Here is a 15112-nt window from a genome sequence, read left to right on the forward strand (position 1 = left end):
CAAATCTTACTTACTTCAAAATCTTATGCCAAATCCAACACAACCTCTTTGTGAGCAATCAAACCCTTATAAAATAGCGCTTAACTGATTAGATAAACTAATAAACGCATTTTATTAAGTAGATGCTAATATATCATAGTTTGTTAAATAAAATGTAAAATGCCGCGTTAGATTGGTGACTTTTTTATGCCAATTCCGACTAACAACATAAATGGGCTAAAAAGCTGCGACATCTTTGAGGGGATAGCGAATTTGAGTGATTAGCAATTGACCAGATAATTCAAAGTGAATACTGGCTTCATGACCAAAATACTGACGCAAAATTGCCACTTGGCTATTAAACTGCAGTTTTTGGCGAATATCTTGACAAATCAGCTGATACGTCGTTGCCGGTAGCTCAATTTCGATATCAATTTTGGCAACATCGTTTTGCCAATCGATACTAATAATAATGTGAATGGGGTCGGTACTGTTTTCAACAATCAGTACGATCAGTTTTTCAATCACTATTTGTAGCGATAACGAGGTAATCACCATGTCATAGAGCAAATCTTCATCGGGCAGATGCCAGGTTACCTTCAGCTTTTTATCAAAACGGTATTTTTCGATGCTCAAATAGCTTTCGCATAGCTCCATCTCATCAAGTAGCGCAATCTCACGCGTCTCATCAAAGCTCACCCGATACAGATTTGAGATATGACAAATCATTCTCTCTGCTTCATACGCATCGGTTTCTATCAGATATTGCATAGTATTGAGTAGATTAAAGAAAAAATGCGGGGTGATACGCGCCTTTAACTGCTCGTTTTGCTCGATGAGTTTCTGTTGGTTACGCAGTTCAGCGCGGCGAATATTTTGGTACTGTATCTCAAAAAAGGTGAGCAGCACCGCTATCATCAAAAAGGCACATAAAGTATTCACCAGGGTTTCTAGTATCAGCGTATTTAAACTGACTTCATAGCCCAGTGTGAAAAATAACAGCAACCGACCTAGCAAACTCAGTACCGGCACGATAATAAACGAAGTCGATAGCAGATAGCCGGTGATTTGTTTTGAGCGCCAATTAAATTCTCTGAATTTTTTGGCAGAATTCGCCAAAAAAACCATTTCACCCGTCACAACTAAGCTAGTAATCACCACCGTTTCAATGCTATGGCGGATAATCAAACTGATATCATGGGTAAAAGTTAACAGCGTTACAATCGAAACCAGTGAATAAAACGCGATATAGCTTGCCCACAGTTTGATGGTCTGTTTTTCGCTCATATTGGGCAGGAAAAAGGTGCTGGTGAGCGGCTCTTTAATCCGCTTGAGTGAAATTTGTGAGGCATCCTCAGTTTTTGCTATACTAGCCCTAGATTTTGCAGAGGGAAATAACAGCTCCAGCAATCTCATTGTTTTTATTCCTTTCACACTTACACAAAAAATGGACGTATTATGAGCAATCAAATTTCCGCTGATTCTAGCACATCTAGTATGTGGGGGGGACGTTTTAGCGAAGCCACCGACAGTTTTGTCGCTGAATTTACCGCGTCTGTCGGATTTGACCAACGTTTTGCCAATCAAGACATCGCAGGCTCGATTGCTCATGCCACCATGCTGGCCAAAGCAGGTATTATTACCGAGGCGGAAAAAGACCAAATCGTTGGCGGTTTAACCCAAATCAAACAAGAAATCGCCGATGGTAAATTTGCGTGGTCGGTGGCGCTTGAAGACGTGCACATGAATGTGGAGTCTCGTCTGACCGCTATTATTGGTGATGTCGGCAAAAAACTACATACAGGGCGTAGCCGTAATGACCAAGTTGCGACCGATATTCGTTTATATCTGCGTGACCAAACCGATATTATTTTAGGATTGTTAAAACGTCTACAAACGGGCTTACTTGATTTGGCAAGCGAGCATACCGACACTATCATGCCAGGCTTTACCCATCTGCAGACCGCGCAGCCTGTCAGTTTTGGTCATCATGTGATGGCGTGGTTTGAGATGCTAATGCGTGATAGCGAACGCTTGATTGATGGTCGAAAACGTATCAACCAAATGCCATTAGGCGCCGCAGCGCTAGCAGGTACGACTTATCCGATTGAGCGCGAATTTACTGCCGAGCTATTAGGCTTTGAAGGGATTTGTCAAAACTCATTAGATGCGGTATCCGACCGTGATTTTGCGATTGAATTTGCCAGTAGCGCAAGCCTGTTAATGATGCACTTGTCACGTATGAGTGAAGAAATCATCTTGTGGATGTCAGCGCAATTTGGGTTTGTGGTCGTCCCCGATCGTTTTTGCACGGGCTCATCGATTATGCCACAAAAGAAAAACCCCGATGTGCCAGAGCTGGTACGGGGTAAAGCTGCACGCGTGTTTGGCGATATGATTACCCTATTGACCTTGATGAAAAACCAACCGCTGGCTTACAACAAAGATAACCAAGAAGATAAAGAGCCGCTATTTGACGTGGTAGATACTGTAACCGGCTCACTACTTGCCTTTGCTGATATGCTGCCAAACTTGATTCCAAACAAAGAAAATATGCGTGCCGCGACCATGAAAGGGTATGCGACCGCCACCGATTTGGCGGATTATCTAGTGCGTAAAGGCTTAGCCTTCCGCGACGCGCATGAAGTAGTGGGTAAAGCAGTAGCGTTAGGTGTGCAAAAAGGCGTAGATTTGAGTGAATTATCACTCGATGAGCTTCAAAGCTTTAGCGACTTGATTGGTGAGGACGTATTTGAATATCTGACCCTTGAAGGTTCGCTCAATGCCCGTAACCATATTGGTGGTACAGCCCCAAATCAAGTCAAAATGGCGATTGAGCGTGGGCGTGAGCGTATCGAACAATTAGGTCATTAATATGCCAAAACTGTTCTCGTATGGCACATTACAACAAGAAAATGTACAGCTTGCCACCTTTGGGCGTACACTGGTAGGTAGTAAAGACCAACTCATTGGCTACCAGTTGGGTGAAATCGAAATCACTGATGACGATGTGGTCGCCAAAAGTGGCAAACGTTTTCATCCGATACTACTTAAAACCAATAACCCAACCGACAAAGTGGCAGGTGTGATTTTTGAGATTACCGAGGATGAGCTTGCCCAAGCCGACCGCTACGAAGTCGATGCCTACGCACGAGTAGAAGGTCACTTTGACAGTGGTGCTACTGCTTGGATTTATGCCGATGCTAGCGACACAGCCTAGCAACTATTAAAAGGATAACAAATGGAAACTTATAACCCCGCTGACCACATGGTCATGTGCCGTAAATACAAACAAAAGCTACCCAAAATGCCAAAACCACCGTTCCCAAACAAGCTTGGCGAAGAATTGCAAAACACCGTGTCAGCCAAGGCGTGGAACGAATGGCTAGAGCACCAAACCATGCTCATCAATGAAAATCACTTGAGCATGATTGACCCAGAAGCCAAAAAATTTATTACCGAGCAGCGCAATAAATTTTTGGATAATGAAGACTATGAACGCCCAAAAGGCTGGACAGCGCAAAAATAACCTTTAGCATGTATTCAACAAGTCTTTGACAAGGATTTTCAATGTCTCAATCGATTGAAACTATTGACCAAAAAACACGCTTAAAATCTATTTTAGGCGGGTCAGCGGGTAACATGGTCGAATGGTACGACTGGTATGCGTATGCAGCTTTTACCTTATATTTTGCCCCTGTATTTTTTCCAAAAGGCAACCAAACGGCTCAATTGCTGAGTGCCGCAGCGATTTTTGCGGTGGGCTTTGTCATGCGACCGATCGGTGCATGGATAATGGGCGTTTATGCGGATAAGAAAGGTCGTAAAGCAGGTCTTACGCTATCAGTAACATTAATGTGCTTAGGCTCATTGATGATTGCGGTTACCCCAAGTTATGACAGTATTGGGATTTTCGCCCCAATACTGTTGGTGACTGCTCGTTTAATTCAAGGTATCAGTGTTGGTGGCGAATATGGGGCTAGCGCCACTTACCTTAGCGAGATGGCGGGTAAAGATAGACGCGGATTTTTCTCTAGTTTTCAATATGTTACGCTGATTTCTGGGCAGTTAACAGCGCTGGTACTTCTGATTATTCTACAGCAAGTTTTAACCCCTGCTGAACTCAAAGCTTGGGGTTGGCGGATTCCGTTTGTCATTGGTGCTTTGTTGGCGTTTTTTGTATTTTATATTCGCCGTGGCTTGCTTGAGACGGAATCCTTTAATAAAGTTGATACCAGTAGTTCGCAAAAAAAATCCGGCGCATTGGCTTTATTTAAAGAACACCCGAAAGCGGCATTTACGGTCATTGGATTGACGGCAGGCGGTACATTGGCATTTTATGCTTACACCACTTATTTGCAAAAATTCTTGGTCAACACGTCAGGGTTTAGTAAAGAGTCGGCTACCCAAATCACCGCTATTGCGTTATTTATTTTTATGCTCTTGCAACCTGTCGCTGGGGCATTATCCGATAGAATCGGGCGTAAACCGCTGATGATAGGATTTGGTGTGATGGGGGTGTTATTTACTTACTTTATTTTTAGCACCTTAGCAGGCACGACAGACCCGTGGATGGCGTTTGCGTTATGTTTGTTTGGTTTGATAATTGTCACAGGCTATACGTCAATTAATGCAGTCGTTAAAGCTGAAATGTTCCCTGCGCATATTCGTGCGTTGGGCGTGGCGTTACCCTATGCGATTGCCAATACTTTGTTTGGCGGTACAGCCGAGTATGTGGCATTGTCCTTCAAGCAAGCAGGCCATGAAGAATGGTTTTTCTTATATGTGACGATTATGATTGGGATTTCATTGATTGTTTATACTCGTATGAAAGATACCAAAGAGCATAGCTTAATTAATCATGACTAGCCCACCCATAAAAGGCTAAAGTTAGCTAACAAAAAACCCCAAATAGATTTATTTGGGGTTTTTGCTTTTTTGGTGTTGATTAAACCATGACAATCAAAGTTTAACCCATTTAGGCAAATAATAAATAACGCAGTTAAAGCCTTAAGCTTGCGCTTCTTCTTTACGCACTGACAGTTTTTCACGGATACGTGCTGATTTACCAGAACGGTCACGTAGGTAGTAAAGTTTGGCACGGCGTACATCACCACGACGTTTTACTTCAATCTTTGCAATTTGTGGTGAATGGGTTTGGAACGCACGTTCAACACCTACACCACTAGAGATTTTACGTACGGTAAACGCAGAGTTTAAGCCGCGGTTACGTTTAGCGATAACAACACCTTCAAATGCTTGTAGACGCTCACGGTCGCCTTCACGCACTTTTACTTGTACGACAACAGTGTCACCAGGACCAAAACTTGGTACGTCTTGCTTAAGCTGGCTATTTTCGATTTGTTGAACCAAAGGATGTTTGTTACTCATGAGATTTTCTCCTCTCACTGGGGACAGAGGCTAAGCTGACTAAGGTTAGTTGATGTCAGCAAATGCGCATACTCCCCGCTAATTTTATGTGCCTTGATAGCAATCGACACGATTAGGGCATCCGTCAAGTGGATGAATCTGGGTTGCTGTCTTTAGCAGATTGCGCTGCTTCTTTCAGCCATTTTTGTTGCTGTTTGGTTGGCACAAAGGCTTGCCACAAATCAGGACGTCTTAACTGGGTGCGTGTTGCCTGCTGAATAAATCGCCACTTGGCGATGTTGGCATGATGCCCTGACAACAGCACGTCAGGCACTTTCATCCCTTGATATTCAGTCGGTTTGGTATATTGTGGACAATCTAGCAAGCCATCCACGAAGGAGTCTTGCTGCGCCGATAAATCATCGCCCATCACATTGGGCAAACGGCGTATCACACTATCCATCAACACCATCGCGGGCAATTCACCGCCTGTCAACACGTAATCACCAATTGAGCATTCGATATCGACAGACTGACTCAGTAGTCTTTCATCGATGCCTTCATAACGACCGCATAATAAAATCAAGCCGTCATATTGGCAAAAATCAAGCACCCTGCTTTCGCTCAGTGTCTTGCCTTGTGGCGATAAATACACCACAGGACAGCTTTTACCACGCGCATTGGCTTGCGTTTTGGCGTAGTCGATGGCTTTTTGTAACGGCTCTGCCATCATTACCATGCCAGGACCCCCACCAAACGGACGCTCATCGATACGCCGATAATTGTCTGTGGTAAAGTCTCTGGGGTTAATCAGCAAGATTTCCGCTTGCTTGCGAGCCATCGCCCGCCCAGTGATGCCAAAATCAGTAATACTAGCAAACATTTCGGGCAAAATGGTTATTACCGCAAAAAACATACGCTACACTCACTTTAGCTTGACATTAACAACGCCTTGTTAATTGACAACTCCCATCGAATAAATGCTAGGTCCCCGTCAGGGACGTACACGCAAATGTTAATCATCAATGTTAGTTATCAACGTTTAATAATCACTGCCCCAATCGACCATCAGGGTTTGCTTGGCTAAATTCACCTCGCCAATGGTCTGTTTGTGCCAAGGAATCAGTCGTTCTTCGCCATCCACACTATCAGCAGTCGGCTCGACTACCATAATGGCATGAGCCCCTGTTTCAAACAGCTCTTTTACACGTCCTAAAATGACATTTTCTGACTGGCTAATCACCGTCAAACCAATCAAATCTGACCAATAATATTCGTCTTCTGCAAGCTCGGACAGATTGTTTTTTTCTGCCCAAAGGCTCACGCCAAACATAGTTTCTGCGATATTGCGGTCGGGTACTTCGTTAAGTTGTACCACGTAGCCTTTACCTTGTTGTCGCCAGTTTTTTACCGTTAAGGTCTTTTGACCCATGGCAGTATTGATGACCCAAGGCTGCATATGAAATATCGCTTCACGGTCTTCAGTAAAGCTAAATACCCATAGCCAGCCATGAATGCCATAAGGCTTTTTTAGCTCGCCGATTTTAAATAGCGATGCGTTAGCCTCATTGGTATGCAAGTCTGTCGGTTGTTTTGCCATATTAAAGTCCGCTCTACTTAATTTTTATAAAAAATTAAGCAGTTGCTTGTGCTTTGCTAGCTGCTTTAAATAAAGCGGCAACACGGTCAGAAGGTTGTGCACCTTTGTTGATCCATGCTTGGTAAGCGTCAGCGTTGATGCGTAGTGGCACTTCTTGACCTTGCGCTAGTGGGTTAAAGAACCCGATGTTTTCGATGTAACGACCGTCACGGGCATTGCGTGAGTCGGTTACCACGATTTGATAAAATGGGCGTTTTTTCGCACCACCGCGTTGTAAACGGATAACTACCATAATGTTCTCTCTGTGAATGCAATCAATTGAATCTAGTTCAGTGGTTAGAGCCTAAAAGACCCAAACAATTGAAAAAACGGCATAAATACAGTTTTAGCAAAGTTTAGGTACACCAAAAAGGGCAATAGTTTAGCATATTTTTATCAAAATCAATAGCTTTTTGGGGTAAATTTTGACTTTTTATATTTAGCGCAAGTTTAATCACATTGAAGCGATAGCATCATTCACAAGTCGATAAAACCAGTCCATAAAACCAATGCATAAAAAAAAGACGCTTATTTGCGCCTTTTTTACAATTTAATAGCCGATTATCGTATTATCTTATCATCGTTTCAATCAGCACATACACCCCTGCCCCGACCAGATAGCCAATCAGTGCAAGCCAAGTGATTTTTTTCATGTACCACATAAACGGGATTTTCTCCATACCCATCGCTGCCACGCCCGCGGCTGAGCCGATAATCAAACAGCTGCCGCCTGTCCCCGCACAATAAGCTAAAAACTCCCAAAACATGCCATCTTGACGAAACAGCTCAAGGCGCGCGGCTTCAGCTGCCGCCGCTTGCGCGATACTGGCATCGGTGGTCAGCGGATACATATTCATTGCCCCTGCTACCAGAGGCACGTTGTCCACGATTGAGGATAATAAGCCAATCATGACATTGATGACATACACATTGCCAAAAGTGGCATCCAGCCATTTTGCTACGTCACCGAGTATGCCCGCAGTGGCAAGCGCTGCCACCGCCAATAAAATACCGAGGAAAAATAAAATACTGGGAATATCGATACGGCTTAATACGCCTTCAACCCCGATACGCTCACGGATATAATTATCTTGGTGACGGTGCATGATTTCAGTGACCATCCACAGTACTGCCAAGCCAAATAACACGCCGACATAAGGGGGCAAATGGGTAAGGGTTTTAAAAATTGGCACAAATGCCAATGCCCCCAACCCCAGCAGTAACACTGTCATGCGCGTTTTTTGACTAATGCTATCTTGGGCGTTTGATTTGATGGTAGCACGTAAGCTTTCGATACGCTGCTCTATAGGCATACTAGCCAATTCACTGTCAGATTCTTGTCCGCTTGGCAGTATAGGCGCGGTCACGGTTTGACCCTTTAGCTGCATCATCACCAAACCCATGGGGATTAACGTACATACGATACTTGGGATAAACACATTTGCCATAATGCCCGTTGCGGTAATCTGCCCGCCAATCCATAGCATGGTGGTGGTAACATCACCCACAGGTGACCAAGCGCCGCCTGCATTGGCCGCAATCACAATAAGACCTGCAAAATACCATCGCATTTTTTGGTCATCGATGATTTTTGACACCAGTGATACCATCACAATGGTGGTGGTTAAGTTATCGAGTAACGATGAGAGAAAAAAGGTGATAATCGTAATAATGGCGAGTAGCTTACTGGCATTTTTGGTATGGATTTTATCGGTAATCACTCGAAAGCCATCATGCGCATCAATCAGCTCAACAATCGCCATCGCCCCCATCAAGAAGAACAAAATCTCGGCAATTTCTGCCAAATGCTCACGTAACTGCTCGCCGACAAAATGCAAAGAATCTTGATGATTGGCAAGACTGGCGGTCACTGAATGGTTGGCAACAAGCGTATCGATACCAAAGCTCAGCAGTACCCATAACGCAATCGCAGTCAGTAGCGCGCTGGCAGCTTTGTTGACATGGATGTTGTGCTCAAAGGCAATCGCCATGTACCCTAATATAAAAATCCCTGCTATCACCACGTATAACATTATCGCTACCCCTGTTATGCTAATACCCACATGCAAAATATCTTAACCTTATTTGGCATTATACGGTAAAATTATCGCCAAATTCTAGCGACACGCATTTTGACTAACCTAGCTCAACTTTGCGCCAACTGACAACAGGACAACCCCATGACGACGTTATCAACTACGCCAACTTTAATTATCCCTGCCATTGACCTCAAAGACGGCAAATGTGTCCGCCTAAAACAGGGGCGTATGGAAGACGATACCGTATTTAGTGACGACCCTGTCGCAATGGCAAGCCGCTGGGTAAAAGAAGGCGCTCGACGCCTGCATTTGGTGGATTTAAACGGTGCTTTCGATGGCGTGCCTGTGCATAAAGACGTCGTCACCGCGATTGCCAAAGCCTATCCAAATTTACCCATTCAACTCGGTGGCGGTATCCGTAGCCTTGACACCATCCGTCATTATCTAGAAGCAGGTTTGACCTATATTATTATCGGTACCAAAGCGGTCGAACAACCTGAATTTGTTGAACAGGCGTGTCAAGAATTTGCCGGTCATATCATTGTGGGTATTGATGCCAAAGACGGTATGGTAGCGACGCACGGCTGGGCAAATGTCACCAATGTCAAAGCAGTGGATTTGGCAAAACGCTTTGCCGATGCAGGCGTATCTTCTATCGTCTATACTGATATTGCGCGTGATGGCATGATGCAAGGCGTCAATGTCGAGCAAACGGTCAACTTGGCAAAAGAAGGCGGTATTCCGGTGATTGCCTCTGGTGGGGTGACGGATTTACAAGACATCGAAAACCTAAAACCCTACAGTGATTATCTAGAAGGCATCATTACAGGTCGTGCCATTTATGAAGGCACTCTCGATATTGCTGCGGCGCAGGCGCTTCTCGATAGCTAGCAGGCGCTACTCGATAGCTAAATGATATTTAATTCGCTATATGGCGGAAGGTCAGATTAATTCTACCTTCCGTTACTTTTTTGGTCTTAGGCAGGCTGTGCAGCCAATGGCGCTGGGTCTGTCCGCGCATGACAATTAGCTGTCCATTTTGCAAGGGAATCTCGACTTTTTCCTTGGTGATGCGGTGCTTAAATACAAATTTACGGGTTGCCCCTAATGAAACAGACGCGATAATGGGTTCATTGCCCAGTTCGCTTTCATTATCGGCATGGTAGCCCATACCATCATCGCCTGTGGGGTAATAATTAAACAAACAGGCGTTAAAATTTGCGCTCATCTGTTGCTCAGCCAGTAGCAATTCTATGTGCTGTTTTAATGCCAAAACATCCGCAGTCCAAGGTGTTGCCGTCTTGCGTTGTCCAGAATAGTGATAATCGTTTTCACTCATCCACACGATTTGGCGGTGGGTGACATGGGTTTTGCCAAAAATTGTGACAACGTCATGCTGCCAAGGTAACTGCGTTAAAAAATGCCGATAAAGCGCATTGGGCTCATAAGCGGGGCTGTCAAAAACCTGCCCAAAATCATTGACAATGCCATCGTAGGGCAACAAATTCTCGTTGGGATTGGCGGCAAATAAACTCATGTTAGCTTGTCAACTTCAGCTTTTGAAAAATGAGCTTGGCGCATAATTCTGGTGCTTCAAGTGGCAGTAAATGTCCATAGTCATTGAGCACCGTCATTTGCTCCTTGGGCACGAATGTATCCCACATTTGACGTACTTGTTGACTGATAAACATCGACGGCTTACCGATAATTAACTGCACAGGCACTTTGTTGTCGGCAAGAAGCTGTTGTAACGGTTTCATAATCAGCGGTGTACCAAAATAATTGGCGAGTTCTTGCTTGGGTGAAAAACGTAGCGTGAGTTCAGCCTGCTCACCTGCCTCTAAACTATTTTTGGCATAGGTTAAAAGGTGTTCATCGGTGATACGTTTGTATGCTTTATGACGGCGAAGAAATTGATAATACGCATCCACACTGTGCCAGTTGGCTTGTTTGACTTGGGTACTTTTAAAGGGTTCTCGGGTCATTTTCACCATGCGTGGCACTAGGCTATAAAGCTTGCCTTGCTGGTTGGTAAAGGTAACAGGCTCAAGCAAGTAAAGCGCGCTAAACAAGTCCGGGCGTTTGGCAGCTGCCATGGTGGTGGCAGTTGCCCCTTGTGAATGCCCGATACCGATGACGGGCTTGCCGTCTCGCTCTGCTAGGGTCGCTTGCAAGAACTCAATCAAGACATCCGCATCTTGTTCCCGCGTCAGCGCGTTTTCAGTCGGTTTATCGTACCATTCCCCCCGCATGGTTAGCGCGGTGATATTAAGATGTTGCGCTAAGTCGCTCAAGAGTGGCTCGTACACGCCTAAGGCAAAGCCGTTACCGCCGTAAAAATGGGCAGTCTGGCTGGCGGTGGGGGTTTTGATGTTATAGTATTTGGCGTTTTTGCCATTTAGATTGATGCGTTGTTCTTCCATGCCAATTGTCCTAATTAATCACTTAATCACTTAGTCACTTGATTATAAGACCCAGTGAAAAGTTATGACTACCCCTTTTGTGACTTGCCATTCACCCCTGCCATTGGGTTATATCAAATCTAGCGTAAGTTAGCCGTACCTTTATTTAATCATCTTCCCCCAAAAACCCGCCACTTTGTCTTGCCCATAATTTGGCGTACACACCATTTTGAGCCAATAGCTGGGCATGGCTACCTTGCTCGACGATTTGCCCTCTATCCATCACCACCAATCTATCCATCGACGCAATCGTCGATAATCGGTGAGCAATCGCAATCACGGTCTTGCCTGCCATCATATCGTTAAGGCTGTCAGTGATGGCGTATTCCACTTCGCTATCGAGTGCTGAGGTCGCTTCATCCAGCAGCAGAATCGGCGCATTTTTGAGCATCACACGGGCGATGGCGATGCGCTGGCGTTGTCCACCCGAGAGTTTGACCCCTCGTTCACCGACTTGGGTATCCAAGCCGACATTGCCTTTGGCATCGCTTAAATGTTGGATAAACTCCCACGCATGCGCTTGTTTGGCGGCGCTGATGATTTGCTCATCGGTGGCATCTGGGCGACCATAGGCAATATTTTCTCGCACGGTGCGGTGCAGTAGTGAGGTATCTTGGGTGACCATGCCGATTTGTTGGCGTAAGCTCTCTTGGGTGACATCGCTGATGTTTTGATTGTCAATCAAAATCGCGCCACCGTCGACATCATAGAAACGCAGTAGCAAATTCACCAAGGTTGATTTACCTGCCCCAGAGCGTCCCACTAGACCGATTTTTTCACCTGCCTTAATTTCAAGGTTAAAATCATCGAGTAGTTTTTGCTTGGCATCGGTGTCATTGGTTTTATTGCCACTGCGACCATAATTAAAATCGACATGGCTAAAGTTGATTTCGCCTTGCGTGATGAGTAAATCCCTAGCATTCGGCTTATCTACCACGGTATGCGGTTTTGACAAGGTTTTCATGCCGTCCTGCACGGTACCGATATTCTCAAACAATGCCGCCGTTTGCCACATTATCCAGTGGGTCAAGCCGTTAAGACGCATCGCCATCGCAGTCGCTGCCGCAATCGCTCCCACGCTCAAGCCGTTGTAATACCACAGGTACAAACCGAGGGCTACCGTAGTACCGACCAATACCACATTAATCAAATGATTGACCAGTTCAAGGCGGGACACCCAGCGCATTTGGTCATGCACCGTATCCAAAAACTGGCTCATCGCATCTTTGGCATAAGTTAGCTCACGGCGAGAGTGGCTAAATAATTTTACCGTCGTGATATTGGCATACGCATCCGTAATCCGCCCTGTCATCAAGGCACGCGCATCGGCTTGGCGACTGGCAGAGTTTTTAAGCTTGGGGATAAAATACGCCACAGTGGCAAAGAACATCACCATCCATAACAGAAATGGGATGAGTAACCAACCATCAAGGTGAAATAAAATAATGCCACTACTGACAAAATACACCAATACATACACCAGCATATCGGCAATGGTCATAATGGTATCGCGCACCGCAAGCGCGGTTTGCATCACCTTGGCAGATACCCGCCCGGAAAACTCGTCTTGATAAAACTGCATGGATTGACCGAGCATTTGACGGTGAAAACGCCAGCGCATCTGCATCGGGAACACGCCTTGCAAGGTCTGAAAATGAATCAGCGAACTTAACCCAACCAAAATCGGGCTGACCACCAACACGGCCGCCATCATTAGCAAACTATCGCCTTTTTCTGCCCACAGATTAGCGGGCGTATAAGCACCCAGCCAGTTGACGATATCGCCAATCCACTTATAAAGTAGCGACTCATACACGCCTATCAAGCCTGTCAAGAACATGAAGGCAAAAATCCAACCACGCAGACCCTTGGTACACGCCCACAGAAACTTCAGAAAATTATCCGTCGGTAGGTTGTAATTGTCTTCTGGATAGACTTCCAGACGATTTTCAAAAAAACGAAATAAACCCATAATTGATTATCAGTAGTTTAAAATTATCTGTGTTATTTTAGCAGATATTGAGGATTGATAGCAGGGTTGCCGACGGCTAGCTACAATCCTTTACATACAAGTAAACAATTTTCAACTTAATCCTAAGAGGTAGTTATCAAAACTTTTTTATCGCCATAAAAAAGCCATTATTCTAGAATAATGGCTTTTTTTGAGGCTTTTTTTGAAGCTTAGTCAACCGCTACAATATTGGGTAAAAGTGCTAAAATAAAGCAATACAAATGATATTTTTATGAAGCCTTATAAAGTTTGTGCGATAGATTGATGATAAGGCAAATTTACTGCGGTTAATTCGCCTTTTTTTATCCACTAATCAAACCGATAAATATCCATACCCAGATTGTAGTGAGCAAAGCTTTCATGCACCACCGACATCACATCCCCTGCGCCCCGCGCAAAAAATACAGGCAGTAAATGCTCGGGCGTTGGGTGATTGTGGCGCGCCAAGCTATGCGTCTGCCAATCAAACATCGTTTTGTCATTGGCTTTTAGCTGATCTATTATCCAGTATTTAAAGGTTTTGGCTTGCGGCTCAATCTGTTGGCTGTTAAAACGCACGCCATACAAGTTATGGGTAATACTGCCCGATGCCACAATCAACACCCCTTGTTGCCGTAGCGGCGCAAACAACTGCCCAAGCTGATACAACTGACTGGGGCTAAACCCGTGTGGCAATGACACCTGCACGATTGGCACATCGGCATTGGGGTACATGTGTAGCAGCGGTGTCCAGACACCATGATCAAATGGTTGATTGTCGACCACTTTAACCGCCACTTGCATTTGCGCTAGCTGCTTGGCGATACTTTGCGCAGCGGCCGGATGACCAGCTGCGGGGTACTGGATTTCAAATAGCGCTTTAGGAAAACCGCCAAAATCATGTAAAGTGCTAGGCGCTGGATTGGCGTTGATTAGCCACTCGCCACTTTCCCAGTGCGCCGACATGATGATGATAAGCTTTGGCTTGGGTAAAGCTGCACCGAGCTGACGCAGCGCCTGAGTAAATGGCGTATCTTCAATCGCAATCGTCGGTGCGCCATGCGAGATAAATAAACTCGGCAGCGTTGGCTTGTCAATGCTTGCGCCTAATACATCAGTTAATGTTAAACCATTCATGGCGACCTCCTATTGTTATCACCTAAGACTTTTATTAGCTAAAATTTTTATTACCTAAGATTTTGATTAATTAGGCACTGACAGCTTGTCCGCGATTATCGAGTGAGAAAGCACCCGCGCCTGCAACAGATAAGTATAAGAAAGCAAAGCTATACAGTACAGCGGCTTCCCTTTGGTTGAGCAGTGGCAACCAAAAATTCTCAATACCCGCGTGCATCATAAAGTATGCCACCGCCATTTGACCTGACAGAATAAAAGCGACAGGACGCGTAAAGCACCCCAAAATCAGTAACACGCTACCGACCAATTCTAACACGCCTGCTAAGCCCATCAGCGAAAACAATTGCAAGCCATCAAACATCGCCACATGCGGCACCCCAAATAATTTTGCCATGCCATGTAGCATAAAGGTGTAGCCCAGTACGATGCGAAGCAAGCCAAGTACATAAGGTTGATATCGAGAAACATTGTTCATTGTTGTGTCCTATTAGTCTAA

General features: G+C 45.0%; 16 protein-coding genes. 5 read left to right on the top strand and 11 right to left on the bottom strand.

Features of this window, described 5'->3' with window-relative positions; genetic code table 11:
* Positions 1–216: 216 nt before the first annotated feature.
* Positions 217–1395 (bottom strand): histidine kinase, encoded by a 1179-nt coding sequence (locus H9W84_RS10475; protein ID WP_239743496.1) that lies wholly within the window; start codon positions 1393–1395, stop codon positions 217–219.
* Between the two features lie 81 nt (positions 1396–1476).
* Here H9W84_RS10475 and argH point away from each other — a divergent pair, with 81 nt between their 5' ends.
* Genes argH through H9W84_RS10495 form a run of 4 tightly spaced genes read left to right on the top strand, consistent with a single transcriptional unit; the run spans position 1477 to position 4848 of the window.
* Positions 1477–2853 (top strand): argininosuccinate lyase, encoded by a 1377-nt coding sequence (argH, locus tag H9W84_RS10480; RefSeq protein WP_239743766.1) that lies wholly within the window; start codon positions 1477–1479, stop codon positions 2851–2853.
* Between the two features lies 1 nt (position 2854).
* Positions 2855–3199 (top strand): gamma-glutamylcyclotransferase family protein, encoded by a 345-nt coding sequence (locus H9W84_RS10485; protein ID WP_007115981.1) that lies wholly within the window; start codon positions 2855–2857, stop codon positions 3197–3199.
* Positions 3200–3220: 21 nt separating this feature from the next.
* Positions 3221–3508: an oxidative damage protection protein gene (locus H9W84_RS10490; RefSeq protein ID WP_007115982.1), complete on the top strand. Its 288-nt coding sequence runs from the start codon at positions 3221–3223 to the stop codon at positions 3506–3508.
* A 41-nt stretch (positions 3509–3549) separates the two neighbouring features.
* On the top strand, positions 3550–4848 hold the full coding sequence (locus tag H9W84_RS10495; protein WP_239743498.1) for an MFS transporter: 1299 nt from the start codon (positions 3550–3552) through the stop codon (positions 4846–4848).
* 141 nt (positions 4849–4989) lie between these two features.
* Here the strand turns inward: H9W84_RS10495 and rplS are convergent, their stop codons facing one another.
* The 5 genes from rplS to nhaD form a co-directional block, all read right to left on the bottom strand.
* Positions 4990–5370: a 50S ribosomal protein L19 gene (rplS, locus tag H9W84_RS10500; RefSeq protein WP_007115984.1), complete on the bottom strand. Its 381-nt coding sequence runs from the start codon at positions 5368–5370 to the stop codon at positions 4990–4992.
* Between the two features lie 124 nt (positions 5371–5494).
* Complete coding sequence (gene trmD, locus H9W84_RS10505; RefSeq protein ID WP_239743499.1) at positions 5495–6265, bottom strand: tRNA (guanosine(37)-N1)-methyltransferase TrmD; 771 nt, start codon at positions 6263–6265, stop codon at positions 5495–5497.
* Positions 6266–6391: 126 nt separating this feature from the next.
* Positions 6392–6949, bottom strand: coding sequence for a ribosome maturation factor RimM (gene rimM, locus H9W84_RS10510; protein ID WP_062333456.1), 558 nt, complete (start codon positions 6947–6949; stop codon positions 6392–6394).
* 34 nt (positions 6950–6983) lie between these two features.
* Complete coding sequence (rpsP, locus tag H9W84_RS10515) at positions 6984–7241, bottom strand: 30S ribosomal protein S16 (protein WP_007115987.1); 258 nt, start codon at positions 7239–7241, stop codon at positions 6984–6986.
* Between the two features lie 316 nt (positions 7242–7557).
* The gene (gene nhaD, locus H9W84_RS10520) at positions 7558–9021 is read right to left on the bottom strand and encodes a sodium:proton antiporter NhaD (protein ID WP_239743501.1); all 1464 of its coding nucleotides are present in this window, start codon (positions 9019–9021) and stop codon (positions 7558–7560) included.
* A 147-nt stretch (positions 9022–9168) separates the two neighbouring features.
* Between nhaD and hisA the strand changes: the two genes are divergently transcribed.
* Complete coding sequence (gene hisA, locus H9W84_RS10525) at positions 9169–9918, top strand: 1-(5-phosphoribosyl)-5-[(5-phosphoribosylamino)methylideneamino]imidazole-4-carboxamide isomerase (protein ID WP_239743504.1); 750 nt, start codon at positions 9169–9171, stop codon at positions 9916–9918.
* 28 nt (positions 9919–9946) lie between these two features.
* Here the strand turns inward: hisA and H9W84_RS10530 are convergent, their stop codons facing one another.
* The 5 genes from H9W84_RS10530 to H9W84_RS10550 all read right to left on the bottom strand — a co-directional run bounded on the left by H9W84_RS10530 (position 9947) and on the right by H9W84_RS10550 (position 15091).
* Positions 9947–10564: an alpha-ketoglutarate-dependent dioxygenase AlkB family protein gene (locus H9W84_RS10530; protein ID WP_203172476.1), complete on the bottom strand. Its 618-nt coding sequence runs from the start codon at positions 10562–10564 to the stop codon at positions 9947–9949.
* A 1-nt stretch (position 10565) separates the two neighbouring features.
* Entirely contained in the window at positions 10566–11450 is an 885-nt protein-coding gene (locus tag H9W84_RS10535) for an alpha/beta fold hydrolase (protein ID WP_239743506.1), read from the bottom strand.
* A gap of 145 nt (positions 11451–11595) precedes the next feature.
* Positions 11596–13461 carry an ABC transporter ATP-binding protein gene (locus H9W84_RS10540; RefSeq protein WP_076774733.1) on the bottom strand — a complete coding sequence of 622 codons (1866 nt, stop codon included), beginning with the start codon at positions 13459–13461 and terminating at the stop codon, positions 11596–11598.
* Between the two features lie 348 nt (positions 13462–13809).
* The gene (locus H9W84_RS10545) at positions 13810–14616 is read right to left on the bottom strand and encodes a DODA-type extradiol aromatic ring-opening family dioxygenase (protein WP_239743508.1); all 807 of its coding nucleotides are present in this window, start codon (positions 14614–14616) and stop codon (positions 13810–13812) included.
* Between the two features lie 70 nt (positions 14617–14686).
* Positions 14687–15091, bottom strand: coding sequence for a DoxX family protein (locus H9W84_RS10550; RefSeq protein ID WP_239743511.1), 405 nt, complete (start codon positions 15089–15091; stop codon positions 14687–14689).
* Positions 15092–15112: the final 21 nt, after the last annotated feature.

The sequence above is a fragment of the Moraxella tetraodonis genome, from assembly GCF_022359095.1.
GTDB lineage: Bacteria > Pseudomonadota > Gammaproteobacteria > Pseudomonadales > Moraxellaceae > Faucicola > Faucicola tetraodonis.

What these genes read in the sequence shown, in the direction of transcription:
- H9W84_RS10475 (WP_239743496.1), bottom strand. Translation starts at nt 1,395, where the DNA reads ATGAGATTGCTGGAGCTGTTATTTCCCTCTGCAAAATCTAGGGCTAGT.
- argH (WP_239743766.1), top strand. Translation starts at nt 1,477, where the DNA reads ATGTGGGGGGGACGTTTTAGCGAAGCCACCGACAGTTTTGTCGCTGAA.
- H9W84_RS10485 (WP_007115981.1), top strand. Translation starts at nt 2,855, where the DNA reads ATGCCAAAACTGTTCTCGTATGGCACATTACAACAAGAAAATGTACAG.
- H9W84_RS10490 (WP_007115982.1), top strand. Translation starts at nt 3,221, where the DNA reads ATGGAAACTTATAACCCCGCTGACCACATGGTCATGTGCCGTAAATAC.
- H9W84_RS10495 (WP_239743498.1), top strand. Translation starts at nt 3,550, where the DNA reads ATGTCTCAATCGATTGAAACTATTGACCAAAAAACACGCTTAAAATCT.
- rplS (WP_007115984.1), bottom strand. Translation starts at nt 5,370, where the DNA reads ATGAGTAACAAACATCCTTTGGTTCAACAAATCGAAAATAGCCAGCTT.
- trmD (WP_239743499.1), bottom strand. Translation starts at nt 6,265, where the DNA reads ATGTTTTTTGCGGTAATAACCATTTTGCCCGAAATGTTTGCTAGTATT.
- rimM (WP_062333456.1), bottom strand. Translation starts at nt 6,949, where the DNA reads ATGGCAAAACAACCGACAGACTTGCATACCAATGAGGCTAACGCATCG.
- rpsP (WP_007115987.1), bottom strand. Translation starts at nt 7,241, where the DNA reads ATGGTAGTTATCCGTTTACAACGCGGTGGTGCGAAAAAACGCCCATTT.
- nhaD (WP_239743501.1), bottom strand. Translation starts at nt 9,021, where the DNA reads ATGTTATACGTGGTGATAGCAGGGATTTTTATATTAGGGTACATGGCG.
- hisA (WP_239743504.1), top strand. Translation starts at nt 9,169, where the DNA reads ATGACGACGTTATCAACTACGCCAACTTTAATTATCCCTGCCATTGAC.
- H9W84_RS10530 (WP_203172476.1), bottom strand. Translation starts at nt 10,564, where the DNA reads ATGAGTTTATTTGCCGCCAATCCCAACGAGAATTTGTTGCCCTACGAT.
- H9W84_RS10535 (WP_239743506.1), bottom strand. Translation starts at nt 11,450, where the DNA reads ATGGAAGAACAACGCATCAATCTAAATGGCAAAAACGCCAAATACTAT.
- H9W84_RS10540 (WP_076774733.1), bottom strand. Translation starts at nt 13,461, where the DNA reads ATGGGTTTATTTCGTTTTTTTGAAAATCGTCTGGAAGTCTATCCAGAA.
- H9W84_RS10545 (WP_239743508.1), bottom strand. Translation starts at nt 14,616, where the DNA reads ATGAATGGTTTAACATTAACTGATGTATTAGGCGCAAGCATTGACAAG.
- H9W84_RS10550 (WP_239743511.1), bottom strand. Translation starts at nt 15,091, where the DNA reads ATGAACAATGTTTCTCGATATCAACCTTATGTACTTGGCTTGCTTCGC.